This window comes from Edaphobacter bradus, assembly GCF_025685645.1.
Classification (GTDB): Bacteria; Acidobacteriota; Terriglobia; order Terriglobales; family Acidobacteriaceae; genus Edaphobacter; species Edaphobacter bradus.
This window is the reverse complement of record NZ_JAGSYF010000003.1, coordinates 396,504-408,866: the sequence shown is the minus strand read 5'-3', so window position 1 is coordinate 408,866 and position 12,363 is coordinate 396,504. Positions and strand designations below refer to the sequence as shown.

Here is a 12,363-nt window from a genome sequence, read left to right as displayed (position 1 = left end):
AGCGCATACAAAAGCAACCATCGCTCCCTCTAAAAGAAACGCTGCAGCCTGATTTCGGCTGCAGCATAGGCATTGAAGGGAATCCTATCTGGAAAATGCATACTGAAGAGCGAAATAAACCACTAGAATGCATATTTCAGTGCTAGCTGAATGGAACGACTGTTGCTTACAGTGCCAGTGATCTGGCCGAAGTTGGAGTCAGTCATACCACTATCTGGCGGAGCGTAGTCGGCAATGTTGAAGGCATTGAAGAAATCAGCGCGGAAATCCACGCGATGCTCACGCCAGATTATGAATTTCTTTGCAACCGTCATGTCAATGTTCTGGAAGCTAGGAGCGCGGAGTGAGCCCGGGCGAACCGTACCAAAGGCATTGTTGGGCTGCTGGGCATAGACGCAGTTTCCATCATCCTGATTAGGACCGCAGGAAGTACCTTGTACCGCAGTGCCGTAGTAAGCATTGATGGAACGGTTGACGACCTTCAGCGGACGGAGTTGGTTGGGGCGTGCCGCGCCGGTAAAAGCATTCACCGTGCTTGAGTAGTTTGCCGGCGAAGAGACAGTGACTGGAAATCCAGAATAATAGACCTGGGCACCGCTCAACCTCCAGCCGCCGAGTACAGTGTCAACTATGTAATTTGAGGTGGCGCCAAACCTCTTCCCCCGGCCAAAGGGAAGGTCATACACGCCAGTGACGGAGATATTATGGCGGGTGTCCATGCCAGCTGGCCCCCACTCCGATCTCATATCGTATGCGTTCTGCTGATAGTACTGGCCACTATAAATATTGCTTACTCCGTAGAAGCCGATGTCATCTGTCAACGAATGGGAGTAGGTATAGTTAGCGGTCAACTCAAAGCCCGCAGTGAGGTGCTGCCTGAAGACAGCCTGCAAGGCGTTGTAGCTGCTGGCGGATTCCGTCTGAGTAATCTTGATGATGCCACCCTGTCCCACAATATTGGCATATGGAGCAGTAGCACCGGGTGACGTGAGTTGATTGCCCCAATACGGATCCGTAAGATGGTGTCCGACGATACCGACATAGCCCAACTGAAATGATGACGAGGTTCCAATTTGATATTCAGTTGTCAGGCTGAATTCCTGGGTAATGGCCGCCTTGAGATCTTTAGGCCATACATAGAACGTGGTGGTAGGCACAGTGCTTGTCGGGAACCCATTCGATGCTTGGTAGAACACGCCTGGTGAGTAGCCGTCTGCGGTACTCGGATTCTGACCGGTCTGTTCAAAATCCGTGTGGAAGGGTGGGTTTTGGGTCAGCCGCAGATTTGCGCCCGTGCCCTCGAGGTAACTTGATATTCCGTAGCCGCCACGGAGCACCACCCGCGTCATTGGCTGATAGGCAAAACCCACTCGCGGTTGAAACTGAGTATAGGTGGAATCGTATAGAGCGCGGCTGTTTCCGCCAACACCAGCATGCTCAATCTGCTTTGTCTGCATGTTGATGTTGGCCATCTTGTTATTGACTTCATAGATGGGCTGATCAAACTCCCAGCGGAGACCGAGATTCAAGGTGAGATTCGGCCTCACTTTGAAATCGTCCTGAGCAAAGATGCCGTCTCTCCATTGGCGTTGTCCGGTTCTTCCAGTCACGGCACCGATCTGGACATCCTGAACTCGGTCTAGCAGGAAGTCGGCGAAGGGATAAAGCGTGCTGTTAGTCGCATACGGGTTGGCGGTATAGCCGCCCGTATAGTTGAATGCACCCAACTCTCCGTCGTTACCGGGGTAGAAGCTGTTTTGCTGGTAGCGAATAAATTCGGCACCGAACTTCATGAGGTGCCGCCCCTTCTGCCAAGTAAGGCTGTCGGAATATCCGAAGACGTTGTCGATGAAGATTTCCGGAGAGGGGTTTGTGCCAAAGCCACTCGGGAAGCCAGTGCCTCCGGTACCGTTGAAGTTTTGTGCACTGAAACCCGCAGTCTGTTGCGGATTGCCGGGAATTCCTACGCGTTGATTCCCTGTCAGCCCGAAGATGCCGCTAGGGTCGGTTGAAACGCCGTTATTGAAGCGAATGCGTCCATAGTTAGCTGTAAAAGAATTCACAATTGCCGAGGAGAACGTGTGAACCCAGTTGGAATTGAAAAAATGGTCTGGATAGTTGTTTGCGATCGGAAATTGGACAGGAAGTGGATCAGCTGTTTGACCATCCTGTGCGTATGCCTGGGAATACCGGAAGGAGAACGCATCGTTAGCATGCAGGTGCCAATCGATCTTCACGTCCCCTTGATCATTCCTGGCGAAACTACCCGATGGTCCAATGAAGTTGTTGTAGATTCCAAGTGGGTCGCTCGTTGGATGATTGGGCAGCGGGTAAGCGTTGGGGTGACTAAACAGGTAGAGAGCGACAGGATTTGTGATCGTGAGCTTATTGTTTGCATATGCTTTCGGTTGGCCCGTTATTGGATCAATCGTCTGGGTATCGTAGAGTTGGATCCCAAGGGTACTTATGAGGGACGACAGGTCTCCTGTGCGAAAGGCTGCAGGAGCTACGCTGGCTGTCGTCAGACCAGCTCCGTGATAACGGAATCCTTCATAGTCCATAAAGAAGAACAGCTTGTCTTTGATGATCGGACCGCCAAAGGTGCCCCCAAACTGTGTAGCTGTATATGAATTCTTGGGGACTGGAATCACATTGTTATCGTTGCTCCAGCTATTCGCATCGAGATTGTAATTTTTTAGAAATGCAAAGATGCTGCCATGAAACTGGTTGCCGCCACTCTTCATGACTGCCAGAACGGTGCCACCGTTCACGTTGCCGAATTCAGCGTTCGCATTCGAGGCGATGACACGTATCTGTGCCAATGCGTCAGGGCTGGGGTTGTACCCAATTGTGTTGTTAATATTTTCATTGATTTCCTGTCCGTCAAGCAGGTAGTTATTTGACTGCTGGCGATTGCCATTTACAGAAACTTCGGTGTTTGCATCCACAGCGCGCTCGGTTGAATCGCTCATTCCGAAGGAACTGAAACCGGGTGCAACAGCTCCAGGTGTAAATACCGTTAATTGGCTAAAATCTCGACCATTTAGCGGAATACTGTTGATCGTATTTTCAGTAAAAGTTTCGCCGAGAGTTGCGCCTTCTGTGTTCAAGATCGGCTGCAACTGATCAGATACCTCCACAGTTGTGGTTGTAGCACCTACCTTCAGCGGGATGTCGATCTTCGCGGTCTGGTCGATTTCAAGAGAGAACGGACCATACTTGGCGGTAGTAAAACCTGGCGCTTCAACGGCCAGTTTATATTGTCCAATTTGCAGGAACCGGATCGCGTATTCTCCGGCCTGGTTTGTCTGTGCTACCGTCGCGACGCCTGTTGCCACATTGACTGCGGTAACAGTTGCTTTGGGAACAATGGCCCCAGTGGGATCGGTGATGATGCCACGAATGGCACCAGTAACGGTTTGCGCTATACCCGGTAGGGAGACCAGCAGGAAAAGCGCGATTATTAACAAACAAGAACGCTTCATAGGATTGCCTCTCAAGAAATAGTTTTGTTAAGTTCCCAAGTGAATAAACCCTGCGATATCGTCTCAACCAGTCAGAATGAAGCGCTTCATCCAGTCTCTTCCCGCCCGCAAGCCGCGACGAGCGGAGCAACAGCACCAAGCGAGTGACACGGCACATCCGTCATCTTGCGGCAATGCTCTTACGGCGAAACGTGCATCTAGTGTGGCCAAGAACCCCCGGCAACCTTCGCTCATTGATATATGAAGCATCTCCGTCATCAGCTTTCCACTCTCCAATAAACAAGGAGGCGTCGCTTGCCCCGACGGAAATCGGCATTGGCGCGCCTGGCAATTGCTTGCCCTATTTGTCCACTACGAAGGGAATACTAACGAACAATTAGAAAGAATGTCCACGACTTTTTTCTGAAAGGGAGGTGTCCCCAACTTGGGGATGTGCGATTCGTCGCCGACCACGCCAAACGCGCGGTCGCTGACTTTCCTCTCAGTCAGACCCGAGCAGGCCGGACAAGCGGCAATCACTGCTGTGCTGTGCCGTGCAGCGTGGCTGCCTCCGCTTCATAGCTCTGCGATTCGACCGTCGGAGCATGCCCCTCGCCCCTGCCCTTCAGCAGTCGCACGCCGTGGCCAAGAATCGTCGTGTTGAAGCCCTGGCCAAGGCTGCCCAGTTGAATGTGATTCCACAGGTCACGAACCCGGCTTGCGTGAGCAAAGCCCAGGCTAGGACAATTGAATTGCAATTGAGCTTGCGAGATAAATTGTTGGAACAATACGTGACCCTGACGGGCCGTAAGGGCGCGGAAGCGCGGGTATTGTTATGATGGCCTGCGGGCCCGCGAATTGCTTAGAAGTTCTTCTCTAAACAGGAAGCTGCAGCTTTCCGAGGAGTGACTTGTGCGTTCCAGACGACAGCTTCAGATCGCCATTCTGCTTCTTGTCGCCGCAACGTTGCTCAGCGTGCCAACCGCCGCGCAGGTCGCGAAGAGTTCGTCGGCTGCGACCAGCGCCCAAGCCAGCTCCACAAAGAAGCCAAAGGGTGCAGCTACCCGGTTGAGTGCGATCGTCGCTTCGGGTCGCCTTGAAGATCTTCGTTGGCCCAACCTCTCCGACTACCGGTTGCACCTCACCAACTTTTACCGCCCTTCGGGATACGAGCTGGCGTGGGTCCGCGACGGCGAGCCTACTCCGCAGGCCGTCGAACTGATCAAGATACTGCAGGACGCCGATCGGGAGGGCCTTCGGGCCGAAGATTACGACGCCTCGCGCTGGGCCGATCGCCTGACATCGCTGAAGGAAACGCATAACGACGCTGATCAAGCACGCTTCGATGCCGCCCTCACCGTCTGCGCCATGCGTTATCTTTCCGACCTCCACGTTGGAAGAATCAACCCGCAGCATCTGGGTTTTGAGTTTGACGTCTCTCACAAGAAACTCGACTTGCCCCACTTTGTCCGCCAACGTCTGGTCAACGGCTCCGACCTACGTTCGGAACTGGCCGGGGTCGGGCCGCCTTTCGCAGGCTACCAGCGACTACGCGACGCTTTGCAGCACTACATGGAATTGGCGAAAAGTGATGATGGGGAGAAACTGTCCAACCCGATACTACTGCCTCCGGGCGGGCAGTACGAGGGCACGAGACGCCTGACTAGCCTATTGCGATTGGTGGGCGATCTGCCGGATAGCGTCACGATTCCGCCTGACTCGAAGATTTATGAGCCAGCCCTGGCTGATGCGGTCAAGCGCTTCCAAGGGCGTCATGGACTACGCCCGACCGGCGAACTCGACTCCAAAACCATTGCTGAGATGAATGTGCCGCTAAGTGATCGTCTTGAGCAGATGCGCCTGGGGCTGGAAAGATACCGTTGGTTGCCTTACGAGTTCAAACAGCCGCCGATTGCAGTCAATGTTCCAGAATTCCGTCTCTACGGTTTCAAGGAAGGAAATCAACTCGGTCTCACCATGAACGTGAATGTGGGCGAGGAGTACGATTTTCAAACTCCCATATTCGAAAACAACATCCAGTACATCGTCTTCCGTCCTTACTGGAACCCTCCGCCAAAAATCCTGCGCAATGAAATCATCCCCGAGCTAAAAGAGGATCCCTCTCTGGAGGAAAATGGCCTGGAGCTGGTCAGCGCGAGCGGGCAGGTCTTCAGGTCCGGGGACGTCACACCTGCGATGTTGCAGCAGGTGCGATCAGGAAAGTTGACCGTGCGGCAGCCACCCGGTCCCGAGAATGCGCTGGGACTGGTTAAATTCATCTTTCCAAACGAACACCACGTCTATATCCACGATACGCCGGAGAGCGTGGACATGTTCTCTGAAAAGAGAAAACGGGCGGTCAGCCATGGGTGCATCCACGCGCAGGAACCGGACAAGCTCGCCGCGTGGCTCCTGCGCAACACGCCCGGTTGGGATCTGGAACGAGTTGAGCACGCCATGCATGAGGGCCGAGATAACGTAAGAGTAAATCTTGCCTCACCTATTCCGGTCTTGATCGTTTACGAAACTGCTGTCGTAGAGGAGAACGGAGACATTCACTTCTTTCACGATATTTATGGACACGATGCGACGCTCGAGGAGGAGTTGGCCAAGGGCTACCCGTATCCCAAATAAAGAAAATCAAGCGGGACAATAAAAAAGTTAGAGGGGCGGCTATCGCAGGTGGGCGCGACTACGGTTTGATCTCGATCGGCGTGCCGTCTGCCACCGCTCGCCAGATCTCGTCCATCTCTGCATTGGTCACCGCGATGCAGCCATCGGTCCAATCGCCCAGTTGCTGACTCGGCCCATCGAAGTCATTCGGCAGCCCATGGATGAACAGGTCCCCACCGGGCGGTACGCCCAGTTGTCTCGCGCGTGCCAGATCTTCTGCGTTTGGATAAGAGATGTGGATGGACCTATGAAACTGGCTTTTCGCGTTATGCCGATCAAGTAAATATTTGCCTTCAGGCGTCCTGCTATCACCTTGCCTGGTCTTGGGGCCGACCGGGCTTCCTCCGAGCGAGACGCTATATGTTTTCAACACTTCGTCGCCCTTGATCAACAGAAGCTTCCTTTCCCCCTTCAGCACAAGCACCTTGTCGGCAATGGCAGACGCTCGCAAGGGAGCGTCGCTTGCTGAAAGCGCCGGCGAGGAAAAGACTGCGAGTGTAAAAAACGCGAGAACGGCCAGCTTCGTGATCTTCACACGCCATATTCTACCCTGCTCCGTTACCAGGGCTAGTAGAGGGCCAATGAACTGACCTGAAAGGTCATTCACTCGTTCTTTTAGATTGTCCAAGGGCGATCTTCTGATCCCTTTGCCGGCAAATGTTAACGGTGCCCATCAATGAGCAGGATATCGGACAGATAGTATCTCTGGTGGCTCTCTGGTTTTATGGCATCCGAAATCTGTAAAGCAAGGGTGACATATTCGAGGAAATCACGCATCATGCAAAAGTGTCGTGCTTCAAAGATCAAAATCTGGACCACATAGCGTTGCTAAGAACAAATGACGATGCGAGATCATTGGATCGATACCCACCACCATCTCTGGCAATACAACGAACAAGAATATCCTTGGATGTCCGAGAGGATGGCAACGCTTCGCCGAGACTTTCTGGCCGGTGATCTCGAGCAGGTTGCGAGTCGCGGCGGTGTCAAAGCGGCCATCGCTGTACAGGCTCGGCAGCGGATGGAGGAGACCGAATTCCTCATCGAGGCCGCCCGAAATAGCGCGCTGATCCGAGGCGTGGTGGGCTGGGTGCCCTTGATTGACCGCGACGTCGAAATGCATCTTGGGCGTTTCGCACAGGACGCCCTCTTCAAAGGCGTGCGTCACATCCTGCAAGACGAACCCGACCCTTATTACATGCTCCGCGAAGACTTCAATGATGGCGTAAATCAACTCAAGCGCTACAACCTGCGCTATGACCTCCTCGTCTTCGCGCGGCATCTTCCGCAAACCATCACATTCGTCGATCGCCACCCGAATCAGATATTCATCATGGATCACATTGCGAAGCCGGAGATTGCCAAAGGGGAGATCGACGAATGGGCCAGAGACATTCGTGCTCTGGCGGAGCGGGAGAACGTCCTTTGTAAGATCTCCGGGATGGCAACTGAGGCAGACTGGAGTTCCTGGAGCGCCGATCAGTTGAAGCCGTACTTTGATGTCGTGTTGAACGCTTTTGGTCCTGCACGGCTCATGTTTGGCTCCGACTGGCCTGTTCTCATGCTGGCGAGCAGCTATGAGCGTTGGTTAGGTGTCGTAGCGAGCTGGCTCGTTGACCTCAGCGACGAGGAAGCGGAAGCCATTCGGCACCGCACTGCGACGCAGGTGTATGGACTTTGACGATTCAATTTGAAGAGGCGAACACTGACTGCTTATTGTGCCGCAGAAGTCCGAACGTGATGAACACGGCAGGCACAAGAAAGATCAATGATCCGATAACCCACATCACAACCGCGCCCGCGCGCTGGTCTGAGAGGGGAGAGATGTGGAAGGGATTCGGTGTGCGCAGGTAGTACGCGTACACTGGCCGGTCGCAGAAGGCGAGAAACGCCGAAAGCGCGGTGTTCACGATATCAGCCATGACCAGGTAGAACAGCAGCAGCCAGCGTGAGTAGTTTTGTCTCATGGGCCACGGTCGAATAAGGGGCCACCAGAACAGAATTGAGGTTCCCACAAAACACAGGTGCTCGACCTCATGCCAATGCTCGTTATCGAGGGCGAAGTCATAGGCCGCCGGCACATGCCAGCCAAGAAAGGCGAGGTTCATCGCGAGCCATGCAACGAGCGGAGAGATCAGTAAGTGGCCTAAATCCCGAAGCAATCTAGAGCGCATCAACGGCCCGAAGAGTCGGACCATCACTGATTGAGGCAGTCCGCGGAGCGTCGGGACGATGGGGTTTCCGAGAAGTAGAAGCGGTGGAGCGAACGACATCAGGAGGAGATGCTCCACCATGTGGGCGCTCAGCGACACATCCGCGAATCCGTCAAGCGGTGACGCGATTGCAATCCCGATGGTAACAAGCCCCAGGAAAAATGCCCCCAGCCGCCAGATGGGAAACTGGGACGCGCGCGTCTTTCGAATCGCAAGAAAGCCTCTCGCGTAGACTATGCCGCAGAGGAGTAGGCTTCCGGTAAGGAGGAGAGGCGGCGACCAATCTTCAAAGACCGCCCGAAACTCAGGTGGCATGAGGGTAGGGTATATGCACTAATGCCCCTTGGGTGTTGCTTTTTCACCGGAAAGAACCATCTGCCGTGATGCGTCGACAGCGGCGGGAAGATTGTTTCCCCGCAGCGTGGTGAGGAAACGAACCAGAGCCGTGGTCTCTGCGGGGTTGAGTGCATTGCCATAGGCCGGCATATTGCCGCCGCCCTGGAGTACCTGCCGAATAATCTGATCTTCCGTCATTTGGTTCGCGAGGTTATCCAGTGCAGGTCCGCGCAAACCTCCGGCTCCCCCAATGGAATGACAGTTGCGGCATTGCTTGTTTTGGAAGACGAGCGCGCCCTGTCTCTCGAGTGGAGTTCGATCGTGGAGGTAAACCGCCGGAATCGGGTCACTGGCCCACGCCGTCATGATTGGGCTCCACGGCGTGTAGGTGCCGAGGCGCGTAAAGATTCCCAGCATCACTGCGATGACCGTCAACATCAGGACTGCGACGGGTCGGCGTGACCAATGCTTCTCCCCCTCTCCCGCGACCAGTGGAAGCAGCAGCATTGCACCAATGCCGAGGACCGGGGCGATAAGCATGAAAGGGGTTTCCAGGTTTGGCGGCAGATACGCAAGCACCGCATAGATCCAAAGAAACGCGAAGTCAGGCTTGGGCGCGGTTTCGATAATGGTCGGATCCGGCTGTCCCGTGGGGCCGAAGGGGCCGAAGAGAAGAGCGCACGCGATAACCGCCAGCATGATGGCCGCGGAAAAGATAGCGTCCTTCCAGGCGGCGTCAGGCACGAAGGGGATTCCGGTCTGGTGCGTGAGTTCGTGATACTCGCGAATGTACGTGCTTCTGCGAACGATGCGCCCGGGCATCGGCCAATCATTGATGCCAAGACGAAGGACCATCCAGACGTGCAGGCCGACCAGTGCCAGCAGTATCCCCGGAATGACGAAGACATGCATGGCAAAAAAGCGACTGAGCGTTGGACCTGCGATAATCGGGCCTCCCAGCAATATGTCGACGAGTGCCCCGCCGATAACTGGCACGCGGCTGATAATGGAGGCCCCGATTCCGAGACCCCAGTAAGCATCCGCATCGAAACGCAGAACCTGCCCGGTGAACGCCATCCCCAGCGTAAGCAGCAGCAGACAGACGCCGATGATCCACGTCAATTCGCGCGGGAACTTGAATGCCCCAAAGAAAAAGACCTGCGCCATGTGGATTACGACGACGGCGATCATGAAATCGGAGCCCCAGCCATGCAGCGCGCGCAGGAACCATCCCAGCTTCACGTTGTGATCGAGGAACTCGAGGCTGCTCCATGCATTGCCGGCCGAAGGCGCATAAACGAGCGCGAGCAGTACTCCCGTCACGACCTGAAGCACAAAGAGCACTGTCGCCGCACTGCCAAAGACGTACCACCAGCTCGAAGTGTTCTCAGGCACCGGATGCTCGGCCGCATCGATCATGGGTTTGCCGAGGCCGAGCCGACGCTCGAACCAGAGATACAGTTCAGTGACGCGTTGCTTCATCCTGGGCATGATCCGCACCTCGGTTTTGGCTTTTCCAACGCGGAGAGCCGGTGTGCTCCTGCAATCTGAGTGAGTGGCGGCGAAATGCTTGCCTCTTCGGCCAGTGTCGGCATCTTGCCGACACTTATCATCAACTCATCTCCAACGACTTTATATTCGTACTCGAACATGCCGCGCTCGGGTGGTCCAGAGGCGCGTCTTCCGTCGGCATAGTAGGCGCCTCCATGGCAGGGGCACAAGAAGAGCTTCGACTGAGCGAACCAACGCACCGGACAACCCAGGTGCGCGCAGTTGATTGCAAAGACCTGGAAGCTTGTTCCGGAGATCCGTCGAACCCAGCACGGAATATCTCCAGTTTGGCCATCCCACGAGGTTGTCACCGGATTGCGGAAGTTGGCCAGACGCGTCTCCCCCTCGGGGAAGTTGCTCAATGGACCGAGTGTGATCCATGAATTGTTGTATCTCGCCCCCTTCGCGGCTGGCCCCAAAAGATAACCAATGATAGGCACCGCAAGGACCGCGCCGACGGCTCCGTTTAGCAGAAGGGAGAGTTTGAACAGGAATGTCCTTCGCGAACTCAGGGAAGCATTCTTGTTGGCCATCTCTGTCTGCGGACTATTTTCACCGGTATTCATCTCAGTTGCTCCTGTCGACGTACTGGCCTGGGAACCCTTCAAGGGTGCGTCGGATATGGCTGGCCGGGATTGGCGACACGTTTTGAAGCAAGCCACGCAACGATATCTGTGATCTGGCCATCCGTCATGGGCTGAGCGCCATCCGAGCGCCAGTCGGGCATTCCCTCGTCCGGCCTTCCGGCTATCACGGTGCTACGAAGGGCCTGATCACTGATAAGCGCAAGATAGGAGCCGTCGACGATGGAGCCAATCTTCTTCGTTTTGTTCGCGGTAGTGTCGGCTGCGGTTCCTTCGCCGTTCGCTCCATGGCATCGCGCGCAATAAGCGGCGAACGCTTGCTGTCCTTGAATGGGATCACCCGAACCAGCGGCTGCGTATGGCGGGCCGTCCTGAGCCGCAGAAAGATCCCTCTGTCCCCAATGCTCAATCATGCCGTGCGCTATGGCATTGACCTGTTGATTGGTCAACATACCACCCGCATCTCTTGCAAAGGGTGGCATCAACTTGCCCGGCACGCCTTTGCTGGTGATCTGGCGTAGGTTCTCCTCTCCTGCGAGCGACAGATACACCGGGTTCGCAAGTGAGATCGCGACTCCGCCCTTGCCGTGGTCACCATGGCAAGCGGAGCAGTTCGTCTTATAGAGGACGTCAAAGTCGAGCACTTCTTCGGGCCGTACCACCTCCGGCCCAGGCCCGGGGCGACCAGGAATGCGATCACACCCGAGGCAGAGGAGACCTGCAACCGTCACCAAGGTGTTCAATGTAGCAATCCTCAACATGGTCGTTCTCACCGTTCGTCTTCTTTCTTTTCGCTCAGGCCGGTGGCGATGATTCCAGCACGAACAGCAAACGGCAGAGCCCGAAACTGCGCTGTACGTACCTTCACGTGCCGATTGACGACATAGCCGGCGACCAGGCCAAATGCGATCTGCGAAGCGATGAACCAAATCCAGTCGATTCGCTGATTCAAAATTGGACTGATAATGCCGAGTGCCGAGTGCAGCAAGCCTGTCCACACAAGCGGCGCTATAAACCCGCATGTCAGAATTGGTCTCCTGGGATACATAGGCAGCATCGCGCCGTACAGCAGGCCCACGAGTAGGGAAGCCAAAGCATGAATCCCTGAAGCAGCCAGCAGGCCTTGTAGGTGAAACTGCGCGAGAAACTCGTTGCTCGCGTTCGCCCAGCTGACAAATCCGCCTGCAGCCAGGAGGTTGGCCGCATACCATATGCTGTGATATCGGAATAGACCATAGAGAGCCGCAGGTATGATCATGGCGATCCCCCCTGCTATCCCTCCTCTAACCCCTGACATTACGTTGAAGGTCTCAATCGGTAGCATCTTTCGATGCTTTTCGTCGATAGAAATCAGCGCTTTTGTTGAACGTGGACTTGCAATCTCAAAGCTCTCGGCCACCACGGGCACATCGACGTGATGTTCGTGGGGGAAAATCTGGAAGAACCAACCGACGGCCGCCATCAGTGACAGCACAACTCCAAGAAGGCTGAGCACCCAATGTGTCACCAGTCCCGTCAACATCAGAGAGATCCCCAATGCGA

Annotated in this window: 10 protein-coding genes; 2 read left to right on the top strand and 8 right to left on the bottom strand. The window is 55.1% G+C overall.

Annotated elements, in window-relative coordinates; genetic code table 11:
- Nucleotides 1-122: 122 nt before the first annotated feature.
- Both OHL16_RS14055 and OHL16_RS14050 read right to left on the bottom strand, forming a co-directional pair.
- Nucleotides 123-3,485, bottom strand: a complete 3,363-nt coding sequence (locus OHL16_RS14055) for a TonB-dependent receptor (RefSeq protein ID WP_263367803.1) — start codon at nucleotides 3,483-3,485, stop codon at nucleotides 123-125.
- Nucleotides 3,486-4,000: 515 nt separating this feature from the next.
- Entirely contained in the window at nucleotides 4,001-4,222 is a 222-nt protein-coding gene (locus OHL16_RS14050) for a hypothetical protein (RefSeq protein ID WP_263367801.1), read from the bottom strand.
- A 154-nt stretch (nucleotides 4,223-4,376) separates the two neighbouring features.
- On the opposite strand from OHL16_RS14050, the gene OHL16_RS14045 reads away from it, so the two are divergent.
- A complete protein-coding gene (locus tag OHL16_RS14045; protein ID WP_263367800.1) occupies nucleotides 4,377-6,098 on the top strand; it encodes a L,D-transpeptidase family protein in 1,722 nt (573 codons plus the stop codon).
- 58 nt (nucleotides 6,099-6,156) lie between these two features.
- Here the strand turns inward: OHL16_RS14045 and OHL16_RS14040 are convergent, their stop codons facing one another.
- Nucleotides 6,157-6,672 carry a L,D-transpeptidase family protein gene (locus tag OHL16_RS14040; protein ID WP_263367799.1) on the bottom strand — a complete coding sequence of 172 codons (516 nt, stop codon included), beginning with the start codon at nucleotides 6,670-6,672 and terminating at the stop codon, nucleotides 6,157-6,159.
- Between the two features lie 303 nt (nucleotides 6,673-6,975).
- On the opposite strand from OHL16_RS14040, the gene OHL16_RS14035 reads away from it, so the two are divergent.
- Complete coding sequence (locus OHL16_RS14035; RefSeq protein ID WP_317891067.1) at nucleotides 6,976-7,818, top strand: amidohydrolase family protein; 843 nt, start codon at nucleotides 6,976-6,978, stop codon at nucleotides 7,816-7,818.
- A 4-nt stretch (nucleotides 7,819-7,822) separates the two neighbouring features.
- Here OHL16_RS14035 and OHL16_RS14030 read toward each other — a convergent pair whose 3' ends face one another.
- The 5 genes from OHL16_RS14030 to OHL16_RS14010 are packed head-to-tail and all read right to left on the bottom strand — an operon-like array spanning nucleotide 7,823 to nucleotide 12,343.
- Nucleotides 7,823-8,665 carry a cytochrome c oxidase assembly protein gene (locus tag OHL16_RS14030; RefSeq protein WP_263367797.1) on the bottom strand — a complete coding sequence of 281 codons (843 nt, stop codon included), beginning with the start codon at nucleotides 8,663-8,665 and terminating at the stop codon, nucleotides 7,823-7,825.
- Nucleotides 8,666-8,683: 18 nt separating this feature from the next.
- Entirely contained in the window at nucleotides 8,684-10,177 is a 1,494-nt protein-coding gene (locus OHL16_RS14025; protein WP_263367796.1) for a cytochrome b N-terminal domain-containing protein, read from the bottom strand.
- Nucleotides 10,165-10,803 carry a QcrA and Rieske domain-containing protein gene (locus tag OHL16_RS14020; RefSeq protein ID WP_263367795.1) on the bottom strand — a complete coding sequence of 213 codons (639 nt, stop codon included), beginning with the start codon at nucleotides 10,801-10,803 and terminating at the stop codon, nucleotides 10,165-10,167. Before OHL16_RS14020 ends, OHL16_RS14025 begins: the two co-directional genes overlap by 13 nt.
- A 38-nt stretch (nucleotides 10,804-10,841) precedes the next feature.
- Nucleotides 10,842-11,594 (bottom strand): c-type cytochrome, encoded by a 753-nt coding sequence (locus OHL16_RS14015; RefSeq protein ID WP_263367794.1) that lies wholly within the window; start codon nucleotides 11,592-11,594, stop codon nucleotides 10,842-10,844.
- Nucleotides 11,591-12,343 (bottom strand): hypothetical protein, encoded by a 753-nt coding sequence (locus OHL16_RS14010; protein ID WP_263367793.1) that lies wholly within the window; start codon nucleotides 12,341-12,343, stop codon nucleotides 11,591-11,593. Before OHL16_RS14010 ends, OHL16_RS14015 begins: the two co-directional genes overlap by 4 nt.
- Nucleotides 12,344-12,363 lie beyond the last annotated feature (20 nt).